Genomic DNA, 14,793 nt, shown 5'->3' with positions numbered 1-14,793 from the left:
GCTGCCGCCATGAAGCAGATTAAAGAGCTCCAGCGCCTGCTCGGCAAGAAAACGATGGAAAATGAACTCCTTAAAGAAGCCGTTGAATATGGGCGTGCAAAAAAGTGGATAGCGCACGCGCCCTTATTGCCCGGGGATGGGGAATAAGCTTCGTCAGCCGTTGTCTCCGGGTGTCGCGTGCGCAGTTGCACGTCATTCTCAGACGAACCGATGACTGGAAGGACGGCCGCTGCAACCGTCACACTGATGATACGGATGTGCTTCTCCGTATACACCATGTTATCGGAGAGCTGCCCACGTATGGTTATCGTCGGGTATGGGCGCTGCTTCGCAGACAGGCAGAATGTGATGGTATGCCTGCGATCAACGCCAAACGTGTTTACCGGATCATGCGCCAGAATGCGCTGTTGCTTGAGCGTAAACCCACAATACCGCCATCGAAACGGGCACATACCGGCAGAGTGGCTGTGAAAGAAAGCAATCAGCGATGGTGCTCTGACGGGTTCGAGTTCCGCTGTGATAACGGAGAGAAACTGCGTGTCACGTTCGCGCTGGACTGCTGTGACCGTGAGGCACTGCACTGGGCGGTCACTACAGGCGGCTTCGACAGTGAAACAGTACAGGACGTCATGCTGGGAGCAGTGGAACGCCGCTTCGGCAGCGAGCTTCCGGCGTCTCCAGTGGAGTGGCTGACGGATAATGGTTCATGCTACCGGGCGAATGAAACACGTCAGTTCGCCAGGATGTTGGGACTTGAACCGAAGAACACGGCAGTGCGGAGTCCGGAGAGTAACGGAATAGCAGAGAGCTTCGTGAAAACGATAAAGCGTGACTACATAAGTATCATGCCCAAACCAGACGGGTTAACGGCAGCAAAGAACCTTGCAGAGGCGTTCGAGCATTATAACGAATGGCATCCGCATAGTGCGCTGGGTTACCGCTCGCCACGGGAATATCTGCGACAGCGGACCAGTAATGGGTTAAGTGATAACAGGTGTCTGGAAATATAGGGGCAAATCCAGACACTATAAGCCTGGCAAAAAATATTACACAACATAAATGCTAATTGTTTATGCGGGCTTTGTATTGCTTTCTGTATCCTACAAATGAGTGAAATTTATGAAAAAGGCTAAAATACTTTCTGGCGTATTATTACTGTGCTTTTCGTCACCATTAATTTCTCAAGCTGCGACACTGGACGTACGTGGTGGATATCGTAGTGGAAGCCACGCCTATGAGACTCGACTCAAAGTCAGTGAGGGATGGCAAAATGGATGGTGGGCAAGCATGGAAAGTAATACCTGGAATACCATTCATGATAATAAAAAGGAAAATGCCGCACTCAATGATGTTCAGGTTGAAGTTAATTACGCGATTAAACTTGATGATCAATGGACGGTGCGCCCGGGAATGTTAACGCATTTTAGCAGCAACGGCACACGCTACGGACCCTACGTAAAACTGTCCTGGGACGCGACAAAAGATCTTAATTTTGGCATTCGCTATCGTTACGACTGGAAAGCTTACCGACAACAAGACTTATCCGGTGAGATGTCTCGTGATAACGTTCATCGTTGGGATGGATATGTCACTTACCATATTAATAGTGATTTCACCTTCGCATGGCAAACGACGCTATACAGCAAACAAAACGATTATCGCTATGCAAACCATAAGAAATGGGCGACGGAAAATGCATTTGTTCTACAATACCATATGACGCCTGATATTACGCCATACATAGAATATGACTACCTTGACCGTCAGGGTGTTTATAACGGCAGAGATAATTTATCAGAAAACAGTTATCGCATTGGTGTGTCATTTAAACTGTAGTAGACAGGAGACAGTCACAATGAATAAAACAATAACGGCGCTTGCTATCATGATGGCTTCATTTGCCGCAAACGCGTCTGTATTACCGGAAACTCCTGTGCCATTTAAAAGTGGTACCGGAGCAATTGATAACGACACTGTCTACATTGGTTTAGGTAGCGCAGGTACGGCATGGTACAAACTGGATACACAGGCCAAAGATAAAAAATGGATAGCGTTAGCTGCATTCCCTGGTGGGGCGAGAGATCAAGCAACCTCTGCATTTATTGATGGCAATCTGTATGTGTTTGGCGGCATTGGCAAAAACAGCGAGGGCTTGACTCAGGTATTTAATGACGTACACAAATACAACCCCAAAACCAATAGCTGGGTTAAATTGATGTCGCACGCGCCGATGGGCATGGCGGGCCATGTGACTTTTGTACATGACGGCAAGGCTTATGTTACTGGCGGTGTTAACCAGAATATCTTCAATGGCTATTTTGAAGATCTCAACGAAGCTGGAAAAGATTCAACCGCTATAGAGAAAATCAACGCCCACTATTTTGACAAAAAAGCAGAAGATTATTTCTTCAATAAGTTTCTGTTGTCTTTTGATCCCTCTACACAGCAATGGAGTTACGCTGGCGAATCTCCCTGGTACGGGACGGCTGGTGCAGCGGTTGTGAATAAAGGCGATAAAACCTGGCTTATTAATGGTGAAGCCAAACCAGGACTACGAACGGATGCCGTATTTGAACTTGATTTCACCGGTAATAATTTAAAATGGAATAAACTTGCTCCCGTCTCATCACCAGATGGCGTTGCTGGCGGTTTTGCGGGGATAAGCAATGACTCACTTATATTTGCCGGGGGGGCCGGATTCAAAGGTTCACGGGAAAATTACCAAAACGGTAAGAACTATGCGCATGAAGGCCTGAAAAAATCATATAGCGCTGATATTCATCTTTGGCATAACGGGAAATGGGATAAATCGGGCGAATTATCGCAAGGTCGGGCCTACGGAGTATCATTGCCCTGGAATAATAGTTTATTAATTATTGGCGGTGAAACTGCAGGCGGCAAAGCGGTGACGGATTCAGTTTTGATCTCTGTGGAGGATAATAAAGTCACAGTACAAAACTAATGCTTCAGGGCCCCAGTAAAGGGGCTCTGCTATCAATTTGCAATTTCAATTACGCGAAAATTATATGAACGCAATAATATCGCCCGATTATTACTATGTTCTTACCGTTGCCGGTCAGTCTAATGCCATGGCGTATGGCGAAGGACTGCCATTACCGGACAGGGAAGATGCGCCTCATCCCAGGATTAAACAATTAGCGAGATTTGCGCATACGCATCCCGGAGGCCCCTCATGTCAATTTAACGACATTATTCCACTGACTCACTGCCCACACGATGTTCAGGATATGCAGGGTTATCACCATCCTCTGGCAACGAATCATCAAACACAGTACGGCACCGTTGGCCAGGCACTGCATATTGCACGGAAATTACTGCCCTTTACTCCTGATAATGCAGGGGTTCTCATCGTTCCGTGTTGCCGTGGCGGATCGGCTTTTACTGCGGGCAGCGAAGGGACATATTCAGAACGGCACGGAGCCAGCCATGATGCTTGTCGTTGGGGAACGGATACTCCGCTGTATCAGGATTTAGTCAGCAGAACGCGAGCCGCACTGGCAAAAAATCCGCAGAACAAATTCCTCGGCGTATGCTGGATGCAAGGCGAATTTGACCTAATGACCAGTGACTACGCGTCACACCCTCAACACTTTAATCATATGGTTAAAGCCTTTCGTAGGGATCTAAAACAATACCATTCTCAGCTTAATAAAATTACTGACGCGCCGTGGTTTTGCGGCGATACCACCTGGTACTGGAAAGAAAGTTTCCCTCATGCGTATGAAGCTATTTATGGCAATTATCAAAATAATGTTTTAGCCAATATTATTTTCGTCGACTTCCAGCAACAAGGTGCAAGAGGACTGACGAACGCGCCTGATGAAGATCCGGACGATTTAAGCACGGGATATTTCGGTTCAGCGTACCGGTCAGCGGAGAACTGGACGACGGCACTGCGAAGCAGTCATTTCAGCGCGGCAGCCCGTCGGGGGATTATTTCTGACAGGTTTGTAGAAGCAATTTTGCAGTTTTGGCGCGAAAGGTGAGCGTTCATTAATTTGATTTATTCGCATCCATCAACGCTTTTAACTGCTCCGGCGAAAACGGTGGTTTGCGTCGGGGCAACATCGCATGGCAATTAGGGCACACAGGAAGCAAAAAAACAAATGAGATCAAGGTAATATATCTTCATTTGCAGGCTTGAACAGCAGAAAATTTGCGAGCATGATCGCAATTATTTCGCTGCCAGGGATATCAATGGCTTCCAGTAAATCGCTACAGCAGGCAATTGCCAACATAAAAATCTGGCACAAGGGTGAACAGCGCGCGCCGCATAAGCCATTGTTACTGCTATACGTATTAGCGGGATACCTGAATGGACATCCGCGCCTTTTCGATTATGGCTCGGAAATCTACGAACCTCTGCACAGTTTACTGGAACGTTTTGGGCCACAGCGTTCACAGTACCGACCTGATATGCCGTTCTGGCGATTACAAGGCGACGGATTCTGGCAATTACACAATGCCGAGCTTTGCTCAACAGCAGGGAGCAGCCGACAACCGCCAGTGAAGGAACTGACCGAACACCGCGTTGCAGGCGGTTTCGATGAACAGCACTACGCCCTGGTAACCGGCAATAAAAAACTCATCAATACTCTGGCGCAACAGATACTTGAAGCGCACTTCACCGAGAGTATTCAGGAAGAAATTGCTGACGAGCTGGGTTTTGATCTCCAGCAAATCCGTAAACAGCGCGACCCGTTATTTCGCAAAAATGTATTACGCGCTTATAAATACCAGTGCGCGATATGTGGCTTTAATATGCGCCACGACGACACCACCGTCGCGTTGGAAGCGGCGCATATAAAATGGAAACAGCACGGCGGTCCTTGTGAAATTCCTAATGGCCTGGCGCTTTGCGCAATTCACCATAAAGCCTTTGATAAAGGATCGATTGGCCTGGATGAAAATATGCGGGTACTGGTCTCGGATGCGGTAAACGGCGGAGGGATCGTTGAGAAACTATTCTGGGATTTTGACGGGAAAACTATTGCGTTACCACAGGTGCGTAAAAATTACCCTTTTGAGGGGTTTGTGGAGTGGCATCGAAAAGAGGTTTTTAGGGGGTGAGTTTGATAACTATCGCAGTATGTTCAATATTGCTGACATAATCAGTGCAGGATCTTGCCGCTAGTTTACAACTCGCCTTCGATAGCGGCGCAAAACGAGTTCTGTTGCCGATATCCTCGGCTATGGATATTCCAACAGTTCCGGCAGAGTTGTTTACCAAGTTTCAGGTAAGTTTTTACTCAGAACCGGTTGATGCGGTTTATAAGGCGCTGGATGTGAATTAACACATTCCTCAGCTTATTTACAAAAGGATTATTCCCATTTGATATAATATCAGTGCCAATTTACTTTTTTCAATGGAATATATCTCGGCCAAATAACAATAAAACTTATCGCTAATGGATTAAATAAACAATTTTCTAATTTATTTCACCACCTTTGATATAGAAATTGATGGTGTTGTCGCTGCCATTGCTTATGGTGATGATAAAATCCACGTTTCTGGATCGGTGCGTAGAAAATCATCACTACCTTGATATTTTGATGCGATATGATCATACCGTTCCGTAGTACCAATTTCAACTTCAGGCTAAACCCCAACATTAAAAAAATTAGAGTTATTCACTGATTATATTATCAATAATATAATCAGTGAATAACATGGACTATATAATAAATTGCTCTAATCATTTCCCTTACGAATATATGGGCCAAAAGCCCAAGAATCATAATAAGGGTGATGGACTAATTTTTCATTAAATCGAACACTATAAGTTAATTTTTTTATATTTTTACGTACAGCATTAATACTGGGCAAAGAGGAAAGATAATCTATAAACTTATCGATAGTGATTTTCCCTTCGCAACACTCAAACCCATCAATGATATTTTTCGCCATTTTTCCATTTTCATTTGTTTGATATATCACTCCAGGTATTCGTTGAAAAAAACTAGATAATGCATATTTGTCCGCTACATATGTATCATCCACATGATATTTCCCACCGAGCATAGTTGTAGTAACAATAAGCTTATACACACCTTTGGGTTGCCATGTTGATGGTAGTTCGAATTCTTTAATGATCACATCAAGATGATTAAGATAATGTTCAGAAATTCGATTTATTTGTTGAAAATAAGAACGCATAAATTTATTATTATGATCATGTATTAATGAGCTATCTCCAACGATGTTACACACTTGCTGATAGTACTTACCATAATATATTGGTTGACCATTTGATTTTAGTTCTGTAAAAATCAAACAATCATCCAGGAGAATCACGCAATCGCACTGATAATTAGCATGAGCATCAATTGGAGAAGCTTTAATCCCCGCATCACGAACTTGTTTTATAAATTGTTGCTCATGAAATCGCCCTTTACTTGCTTGAGAAATTTTTTTGGAACCAAATAATGACATTAGAGAGCGAGTCACTGAGCTATTTGCTATTAATGCAGGCATTAAGCATAAACCGTCCATACAGGGAATAAATGGGCAATCATTAAGATCATGTGATTTTGAATTGAAGGTAAAATAATCTATCAGTTTTTTTGCTGCATCTGTTGCAATCCCCTTACGTTGAAAGAATGATAACCAACTCTCACGGCTTTTTATGATCAGCCAGCGATCCAACTGTAGGGGTATAGGTTTTGTCGATGAAAATCTTTTGCTCATTTCTTCTTTAGATAACTCGACTAAACATTGATAAGCGTGCACCCAATTAAATAATGATATATTCCCATATTCTTCATGAAGGTCATCAGGAGACATATTTTCCAACTCGCTTAAATGAAATGAGCTAAAAACGCCATCAGAATTTAAGTAAGATGGCATATGATCCTTTACCCAACTATTTAGATGAAAATGTTTGTTACTAAATTCATGAACTTCGCTATATAGATGTGACGCTCTCATCATTAGTCTATTTCTTGCAATCTCATAATCTCGGTATAAACAAAAACTATCAACATCAAGAGAGTAAATGTTATTATCCAATTTTGTAAATACTGCACTACTTAGTCTGAAAAAGTCTCTTACTCTGCTTAATGAGTCAAAAACATTCCACTCATTAAGGTACCCTCCCATTGAAAGCAAGGTTTGTTTATTCACACAAGAAGTTAGTTTCAATGGCCCATGAGTCCGTAAATAAGAAAATATTCTTCCGGTGTAATTGGCTACCTCATCAAATGCCCTATCGATAACTCGAAAATATTCGATATCAGGTTCAGCATGAATATTAATATTTTCAGAAACGATAAATAATGGAAAAATCCTCTTCATTTTTTTAGGATCATTGACCACAACCAAGGATGATAATGATGATAAAAACATCTCACAAAACATGATGAGATTAAGTATTAATGCATGTGATTTTTTTGTATTTTTACGCCAAATACCAGCACATTTTGTAGCCGCAAAGAAAGAATTATTTATATCATACATAATTTTACATTGACTCTCGAACTCAGAGATTAGTTCAATGTTATCAGGAAATGAGTTTACTAGCTCATTAATACAATTTTTGAATGTATTGTTATACTCAACTTCAGTCTGAACTGAAAACCTATTATAATAGATGGAAGATATTCTCAGCACATCCAAGGCGATATCTATACTAATATCATCTCTTTTTATGTACTCACAAAAAAAAGAACAAAACTGTTTCAGGTCGTTAGCAAGATTACTAATTCTAGTGGTATCATAAACTTTTTCCATTTTTCCATACATCCTATTGTCTAAATTACTATAAAACTAGCCACTTAACTAATAATTATAAATTTCATCTTTTACACCTTGCATTTTTATAACCAATGAAATCTACAACAAGCAACTGATGGATAATCCGATATTGGTCGCATTTAATGGCATGGTAGCAAAGTTTTCATCACATACCTCCTTTGCACCAGAATAAACGCCAGAGACCTGAAATTGCGAGTACACTACAGAAATTGTACTGCCGGTCCCATCAGCATAAAACCATAGTTACACAGGTAATCATCATTATTCACCAAGATAATAATTATTCGGTAGAATAGCGTTCTCAGGTGGTCAGTAAAATTGTCTTCAACAAGATATCTACGCATCTCGTCTGCTAGCCCTACATAACTGCTCTCGACCGAAACTATTTATTGAATGTTCACCAAGGTGGGCGTGGAGACAAAATGACGTCTTTTGATATTAGCTACCTGAGCCACATGGTCAAAACGTTCAAGTAGCATAGCGAAACCACCCTGCCCACGTAATGTGGACGATGCAGCTTCCAGCCAGAGCAAACTTGGGACCATCGACTACAAAATGAAGAATACTGAACTGCTTTTCTGGCAGGCCTATATACTGCACGGATATGGGTGATTTCAGACACAAAAAAGCCGCTCTTGAGCGACTCGATTTGCATACGGTGTGGTGCATCAACAGTGGTCGGGACATGGTGCTGAACGGTGATCAGAACGTAACTCAGTACGTACATCTTACGTTCATAAGGCCGAACATATTGATGAACGGCGACTGATGCTGCAGTAGTGGGCTGATTTTTGGATGTGAATAGGAAAAGGGAAGTTAGTCCTTATGACTTTGGCATGTAGTCTAATTCCTGATGCTTGCTATATTCGAATTTGAAAAGCCAGCTTGAACTATAACCCATACTTTTTTATAACTGTATTATTCTGGCGGCTCAGAGGTGCACTATGAAAACTTTCGATACCCAACTTGCGATGAGCATTGTATCGCACTCAACGGGAGGTTTTAGTTATGACACACTCGCTAGAGCCTTGATTTCTAAAAATAAAAATGAAAATCCTGACGACCTTCTTGAATCATGTCGCAATTTTTGTCTCTCTCTTGAGGAAAAAGGTATTCTGAGGCGATGCCAAAAGTGTTCTCATTCTCAAGATGAGTATTTCGAGTATATTCCTCACTAGCATCAGTCCCTGAAAAATTTTTCAGGGACTGATAATTCCGTTCTTGTCATCCCCTTTTTTCTCCTGTAGCTTGTGTAGCACGATTTAGGGGGGCGATTGTGAGCAATATCAACTTAATAACAACATGTACAAACGGTAAACACTACGATAGTGGGGATATATTGAGTCTGAGTCAATTTTCATCAGGCCGGCCCCCTTCAAATGTGCTCGTGAATTCTTGGTGCAATGCTCTGAATGAAGCGATATCTACATCTGCAACTGTATGTGCAGAAGATCTTTATAAAGGTGGGCACTGGGCGACAGCTAAAGCGATCTTAAATGAATACCCTATTGATTTATGGGTTCTTTCTGCCGGTTTAGGCCTCCTCCACCACAAAGATAATGTAGTACCGTATAAAGCGACCTTTGCTGTTGGCTATGATGAATCAATACCATTGTATTCACAAGAATATATAGGAAAAAGTTTTCACAGAACATGGTGGAAAGAAATAACTAATAGATCTATTTTTAGATCTAAGCACCCTACATCCATTGTAGAATTAATGAAAAAAAAGAAAAAAGACCATTATATTATTTGCGGTTCTCCAGACTATATTAATGCAATTGAATTGGATATTATTAATGGTATTGAGTATTTGGCTGACGCAAAAAAACAACTGCTCATTATAACTTCCCAAAAGGTCAATCGTAGGCTAACGGCATACCTTTTCAAAACAAACAAAAATATGGCTCAGTGGTTGAGATGCAATATGCTTATGCTTAATATCAGTGTAGCAAAATACATTGTGAAGGAATTTACGTCAAAACAACTCAATGATTTAAATGAGTTATCTCAAAAGTTAACAGAAGAACTCAAAGAGTTACCTGTGCGCGAAGTGAAAAAAGGAATTCGTCGTAGCCAAGAGGAAGTTAAGTCATTCATTTTAAAGCTTATGGAACAAAATCCTAGTGTCAGTGCAACACATGCGTTGCGTGAATTTCGTGACTCGGGAAATTCATTTGAGGAAAAACGTTTTCGGGCTGAGTTTAAGGCCCTTAGAGAGGCTAAACCTTAATGCTACTTGCTGGGATTTCATGGTAGAATCCCTCGTTTTTTGAGACGTTGCAGTGGTGTCACAGGAGAGTAAGTTGTCGAAGCTAAAGTATTTTTTCCCAGATAGTCAGGATTTTATTGATCCCAGTTTCGACTTCTTCCGCGAAACGCGTAACGAACATCGCGTGCGTCAACGTGACGATCATTATCCGCATGAGGTTTTTTCTCATCCTTACGATGGTATGCTGGTTTCTAAAGCCGTAGTAGATGGTCTTGGTGGCGGTGAGAGCAAATATACCCGTGCCCAGCGTTTACGTTATTTCCGTAATGGAATGAAGCACTTTTTCCGTCTTCCAGAAAATATGGAAACTATGGGTGATTGCGGAGCCTTCACCTATGTTAACCAGGACGTCCCCCCATACCGTGTGGAAGAGGTGATTGAGTTCTACGAAACTTCCCGCTTTAACTATGGCGTTTCTCTCGATCACATCGTCTTTGGTTATGAGAGGCCAGGGGAAGTATTCAGTGGCGAAGTATTGACTGAATGTCGCCGACGCCAGGATATCACTCTGACCCTGGCACAAGAGTTTTTAAACAAGTCTCAAAAGTCCTGTTTCACTCCCTTTGGTGTTGCACATGGATGGAGTAAAAACTCCTACCGTCAGTCTGTAGAGGCCCTGCTAGCCATGGGATACAAAAATATCACCATGGGGGGGATGGTACCGTTGAAAACGACGCAGATCCTTGAGACCCTCGAAGAAATTAAACCGCTGCTGAAAAGTGATACACGTGTTCACTTGCTTGGTATTGCCCGTCCAGAGAGTTTCGCCGACTTTATCAAGTTTGGTGTGACCAGTATTGACTCGACAACACCGCTGCAGCAGGCCTTCAAAGATCGAAAAAATAACTACCATACGCCTGATGGCCCGGCCTATACCGCTGTGCGAGTTCCTCAGTTTGATGCGAATCCAAGTTTGAGTCGCAAAATAAAATCCGGCGTGATTGATCAGGATATTGCTCGGCATCTGGAAAAGGATGCCATGAATGCCCTGTTCGAATACGATAAAGGGGCTTTGTCCCTTGAAAAAACTCTTGAGGCAGTACTGGCTTATGAACGCCTGCATTCAGGTGAAAAAGAGGCCAATAAAATCCGTGCGGATTATGAACGCACACTGGGTGAACGTCCCTGGAAACAATGCCAGTGCAATATTTGCCAAGCTATCGGTATCAACGTCATCATTTTCCGCGGAGCAGAACGTAACCGTCGCCGCGGTTTCCATAATATTCAGGTGTTGTACAACCGTTTACAGCACACATTGTCATTACGCTCAGAGGAACTGTCATGAGTGAATATCGTGTTCCCGCCCTGCGAATCCGACAGGGTGAGGAGAGGCAACTCTATAGCCTTGCGATAGAAGGTAAACAGATTAGCAAAATTGCAGCGATTTCGCGTATTCGTCGCGGTGAAGAGAATTTGGTTGGTTATCAGCGTCCAGAAGTACGTAACCATATTCGCGAAATTCAGCGCTATATTGAGAGTAAAAACCCGATGATACCCAACCCGGTGATTATCGCTTTTGATAAGCGTGTGCGTTTTGAACCGCTTACAGATAATGGCGACATGGGGCATCTGGTGATACCTTTCTCCGAAGATAAGGATTTTGAGAAGCCTGGGTTTATTGTGGATGGTCAACAACGTACCGCTGCTTTGCGGGATGCGGAAATCGACTCGTTTATGATGCCGGTCTCTGCATTTATCGCTAATGATGCAGAAGAGCAACGCGAGCAGTTTATGCTGGTTAACTCCACAAAACCTCTGCCCAAAACGTTGTTATACGAATTGGCACCACATACCCATGGTCGTTTGCCATCCGATCTGCAAATGCGTAAGTTTCCTTCACTGCTGACTCAACGACTAAACTTCGGCGAAGGACCACTTGCAGGACGTATCAAAACGGCAACCAATCCTGATGGGGTTATTGCTGACAACTCGATGATTAAAATGATCGATGCCAGTCTTCGTGAGGGAGCATTGTATCGATTCCGTGACCCGTCGACAGGTTTGGGGGATGAAGTGAAGATGGTGAAACTGCTGAATAACTTCTGGTCGGCGGTGGAAACCGTGTTTACCGATGATTGGGACAAAAAGCCACGCTATTCCCGCCTATTACACGGCGTTGGTATTCTTGCTCTTGGTAGTTTGATGGATGAAATCGATCAGGTTCATCAGGACTATAAAGGTGAACCTGGCTGGACTGAGATTCCTTCCTATACTCGTTTTGTCGAAGAGTTAAACCGCATCAAGCCACTTTGTGCATGGAGTAGTGGCGCGTGGAACTTCGGTACGGATATTGATGGTCAGCCCATTGTTCGTAAATGGAATGAACTGCAGAACCTGTCGAAAGATATCTCATTAGTGACGGATTATCTGGTCACCAGTTATATCAAAGCAGCGAACGCCAATATATAAAAAGGGGGCATTTGCCCCTATTTTTATACCACTACTGTTGAGACTTGCTGAACGTGCGTAATAAACGCGTTCAGCATTGACCCGGCACCTTTACCTGTCGGGTAGATTAAATCTCTGCGCTGCGCTGAGACCGCGTAAAAAGCCTGATGAGTGGCGCTGCCTGCCGAAAAGATGAAGTAATCAGCCTGTTTTGCTTGATTAATCAACTTATCGGTTGCAGTGTGTGCTTGGCTGATCTCCACTCCGATCCCGGGAAACAGCGTTTCCAGCATCCGTTTCGCGCGTCTTGCAGCACCTTCTGTCAAGCTATAAATCGCCACTCTGGCTCCGGATAAGTCCGGCAATTCATCTTCTGCATCTGCCGAACAGCTATCCTGCTCAACCGGAAATACACTCTCTGCACCTTCCCCTAGCACGTCAGCCGCCAAGTTGCGCATCACGGTACGAGCAGTCGGATCCAGTCGCGTCCATATTCCGCTCACAAAAGACTGAACGCTGAGCCACAGCGAGGTGAGCGTCGCCTGATCCTGCACCGGAGAATCAAGGAAGAGTTCGATCAACTCGCCCAGCACTGACAGGTTACGGAACGAACTGGCGCGTTCGACGATCAGTTCCAACATGGCTCCGAACTGTTGATATGCTTCCTGGCTAACAGAGCCTTGTAGGAAGCGCTCCGTCGCCATCGTGGCCAGCTTGATATCCGCCTGACTGACGCTTTGTTCCATCGCAAGAACATCCAGCCACTTTAGCCACGTCCTGCTACTCAGACTGAAATGATGACGCTCAAGCCATTCAATAAAGGCAGGCATCACGTTACGAAGGAGCGGGAACGCGTCTGGTGGAATCTGACTTGATAGTAACTGGAGCAGCGTCGCTTCATGGAACGAGTCAGCGGGCCAGTTTTCACTTTCCAGCGCAACCAGTTGCACAAGGCTGTTGCTGTCGACTTCTGACTGACATAGTCGGGAAAAACAAATATCCCAGCCCACGATTTGCGGATTGGTCAGATGGCGGATCTCCTCGATGAGTGTTTTCAGTAGCGGTACCGCCATCGCTTCCTCTATCAACTGCTGGTCAAGCGTGTGGAGCGTTTGTGCGTAGCCGATAATCTCCTCTTGCGTTGCGGTCAGGGAGGTTTGTAAATATGCCGCAAGCTGTTGCAGCGTATCCGGGACCGACGTCGTCGCTGTCGTCGCTGACGGACTCACTAAGTTGAACGGCCGACTAGCCCAGGTGTGCAATCCATTCAACCAGTCGGTTTTTAGGCGTTCTGGCAATGCGTTGAGCAGGTCGACTTCACCAATAAGCATCACTCCAGTGGCCCAAGTTTTCCACGCCGCAAAGTCAGTTTCATCTTGGGATAAAAAAGGTATCTGCGTAAACAGAGGGTTTAGTGCCAGACATTGCGGGCGAAGATCCTCCGGTGAGGCTTGCGGATACCCATGGCTGTCGGGTGTAAAATAGCGCTGCTGGTATGCTTTCAGCAGCATCCGCATCAGGGTTGTAGGAATGCGTCCCCGAACCAAATCAGCAAGAGAATCGTGATTCAGCAGTGTGTCCCACTTCTCTAACTTACCCGCCTGCTGGAGTTCGAGCAGCATAAGGTTACGTCGCGAAAGCGTACCGTTGTTCTTCAGTTCCTGTAGTAAAGCGTCGCTTGTGGCTTCGTCTTTTTGGCTATTCGCCAGAATGAAATCACTCAAGATTCGCCCGAAGGGGCGTTTGACCGTGCGTACGATTGATGGCCTGTCACGAAATAGGACGATAACGTCTTTGAGCGCGGCGAAAACCCGCTCTTTTGCTGGTTTATCTTTAAGCTTTGTGGGCAATAATTCGATCCGGATAAATCCGGCTGGACAGTGCGTCAGCAACGCCGTTTCAGACAGGGACGTCGCTCCCTGTGCGGGGACAAAGGTCACCTTTCTGCCAGCAATAACATCTGCAGACCCCAGCCTGGCATTCAACACATTGCTGAGTTCCTGCGTGGTGCGAACTGTATCTGCCGCGGCAAAAAATACCCAGCGATGGGCATCACACCAGGGCAGAATGAGTGGCCACTGAGCATCAGTCGCGCTCTCGTAAAGCGGCAGTAATACGGCTTTTAAGTCTGCAGGGTAGGCGTTTTCAACGTTGTCCAGCAACCTGTCCAGCTTCAGTAAATTTCCGTTGCCAAAGAAGTCACGCAGCCATTGAGGAACATTAGTCATGGGTGTCTCCAAAGGTGTACTGGCCGCTAAATTCAATCAACGCATCTGAAATCACTGTCACGAACGGTGCAATAGTGATCCACACCCAACGCCTGAAATCAGATCCAGGGGGTAATCTGCTCTCCTGATTC

10 protein-coding genes and 4 pseudogenes are annotated in these 14,793 nt (G+C 44.4%); 10 read left to right on the top strand and 4 right to left on the bottom strand.

What is annotated here, in order from left to right; translation table 11 throughout:
• The 4 genes and pseudogenes from ATB02_RS24440 to ATB02_RS27155 all read left to right on the top strand — a co-directional run.
• A pseudogene (locus ATB02_RS24440) lies at positions 1–1,010 on the top strand (IS3 family transposase); the annotation flags it as partial.
• Positions 1,011–1,119: 109 nt separating this feature from the next.
• Positions 1,120–1,836 carry an N-acetylneuraminic acid outer membrane channel NanC gene (gene nanC / locus ATB02_RS24435; protein WP_071533235.1) on the top strand — a complete coding sequence of 239 codons (717 nt, stop codon included), beginning with the start codon at positions 1,120–1,122 and terminating at the stop codon, positions 1,834–1,836.
• Between the two features lie 19 nt (positions 1,837–1,855).
• Positions 1,856–2,962 (top strand): N-acetylneuraminate epimerase, encoded by a 1,107-nt coding sequence (nanM, locus tag ATB02_RS24430; RefSeq protein WP_105272353.1) that lies wholly within the window; start codon positions 1,856–1,858, stop codon positions 2,960–2,962.
• Between the two features lie 64 nt (positions 2,963–3,026).
• Positions 3,027–3,593: pseudogene (locus ATB02_RS27155) on the top strand (sialate O-acetylesterase); the annotation flags it as partial.
• A 332-nt stretch (positions 3,594–3,925) separates the two neighbouring features.
• On the opposite strand, the gene ATB02_RS27150 reads toward ATB02_RS27155, so the two are convergent.
• Positions 3,926–4,015 carry a hypothetical protein gene (locus tag ATB02_RS27150; RefSeq protein WP_374758120.1) on the bottom strand — a complete coding sequence of 30 codons (90 nt, stop codon included), beginning with the start codon at positions 4,013–4,015 and terminating at the stop codon, positions 3,926–3,928.
• Positions 4,015–4,137 carry an HNH endonuclease gene (locus tag ATB02_RS26500; protein WP_105272355.1) on the bottom strand — a complete coding sequence of 41 codons (123 nt, stop codon included), beginning with the start codon at positions 4,135–4,137 and terminating at the stop codon, positions 4,015–4,017. The genes ATB02_RS27150 and ATB02_RS26500 overlap by 1 nt, the downstream gene beginning before the upstream one ends.
• A gap of 81 nt (positions 4,138–4,218) precedes the next feature.
• On the opposite strand from ATB02_RS26500, the gene ATB02_RS24415 reads away from it, so the two are divergent.
• Both ATB02_RS24415 and ATB02_RS24410 read left to right on the top strand, forming a co-directional pair.
• Positions 4,219–5,091, top strand: coding sequence for a phosphorothioated DNA-binding restriction endonuclease (locus tag ATB02_RS24415; protein ID WP_105272352.1), 873 nt, complete (start codon positions 4,219–4,221; stop codon positions 5,089–5,091).
• A gap of 44 nt (positions 5,092–5,135) precedes the next feature.
• Positions 5,136–5,315: pseudogene (locus ATB02_RS24410) on the top strand (hypothetical protein); the annotation flags it as partial.
• A 398-nt stretch (positions 5,316–5,713) separates the two neighbouring features.
• Here ATB02_RS24410 and ATB02_RS24405 read toward each other — a convergent pair.
• Positions 5,714–7,750, bottom strand: coding sequence for a hypothetical protein (locus tag ATB02_RS24405; protein ID WP_105272351.1), 2,037 nt, complete (start codon positions 7,748–7,750; stop codon positions 5,714–5,716).
• Between the two features lie 729 nt (positions 7,751–8,479).
• Here ATB02_RS24405 and ATB02_RS27145 point away from each other — a divergent pair.
• From ATB02_RS27145 to dbpB, 4 genes and pseudogenes are all read left to right on the top strand, one after another.
• Positions 8,480–8,551 (top strand): annotated as a pseudogene (locus ATB02_RS27145) (hypothetical protein); the annotation flags it as partial.
• Between the two features lie 604 nt (positions 8,552–9,155).
• Positions 9,156–10,007 (top strand): hypothetical protein, encoded by an 852-nt coding sequence (locus ATB02_RS26495; RefSeq protein WP_019843015.1) that lies wholly within the window; start codon positions 9,156–9,158, stop codon positions 10,005–10,007.
• 73 nt (positions 10,008–10,080) lie between these two features.
• Complete coding sequence (dpdA, locus tag ATB02_RS24380) at positions 10,081–11,331, top strand: tRNA-guanine transglycosylase DpdA (RefSeq protein WP_000040319.1); 1,251 nt, start codon at positions 10,081–10,083, stop codon at positions 11,329–11,331.
• Entirely contained in the window at positions 11,328–12,455 is a 1,128-nt protein-coding gene (gene dbpB / locus ATB02_RS24375) for a DGQHR domain-containing protein DpdB (protein ID WP_000006268.1), read from the top strand. The genes dpdA and dbpB overlap by 4 nt, the downstream gene beginning before the upstream one ends.
• A 23-nt stretch (positions 12,456–12,478) precedes the next feature.
• Here dbpB and dpdD read toward each other — a convergent pair whose 3' ends face one another.
• Complete coding sequence (gene dpdD / locus ATB02_RS24370) at positions 12,479–14,662, bottom strand: protein DpdD (RefSeq protein WP_105272350.1); 2,184 nt, start codon at positions 14,660–14,662, stop codon at positions 12,479–12,481.
• Positions 14,663–14,793: the final 131 nt, after the last annotated feature.

The organism is Escherichia sp. MOD1-EC5189 (assembly GCF_002966045.1).
In the GTDB taxonomy this organism is placed as follows: domain Bacteria; phylum Pseudomonadota; class Gammaproteobacteria; order Enterobacterales; family Enterobacteriaceae; genus Escherichia; species Escherichia coli_F.
Note: the sequence above shows the minus strand (reverse complement) of the source record. Positions and strands in the feature narration are given on the sequence as shown.

Bases quoted from the DNA above. Each gene is read 5' to 3' on its own strand.
- nanC (WP_071533235.1), top strand. From the start codon at position 1,120: ATGAAAAAGGCTAAAATACTTTCTGGCGTATTATTACTGTGCTTTTCG.
- nanM (WP_105272353.1), top strand. From the start codon at position 1,856: ATGAATAAAACAATAACGGCGCTTGCTATCATGATGGCTTCATTTGCC.
- ATB02_RS27150 (WP_374758120.1), bottom strand. From the start codon at position 4,015: ATGAACGCTCACCTTTCGCGCCAAAACTGCAAAATTGCTTCTACAAAC.
- ATB02_RS24415 (WP_105272352.1), top strand. From the start codon at position 4,219: ATGGCTTCCAGTAAATCGCTACAGCAGGCAATTGCCAACATAAAAATC.
- ATB02_RS24405 (WP_105272351.1), bottom strand. From the start codon at position 7,750: ATGGAAAAAGTTTATGATACCACTAGAATTAGTAATCTTGCTAACGAC.
- dbpB (WP_000006268.1), top strand. From the start codon at position 11,328: ATGAGTGAATATCGTGTTCCCGCCCTGCGAATCCGACAGGGTGAGGAG.
- dpdD (WP_105272350.1), bottom strand. From the start codon at position 14,662: ATGACTAATGTTCCTCAATGGCTGCGTGACTTCTTTGGCAACGGAAAT.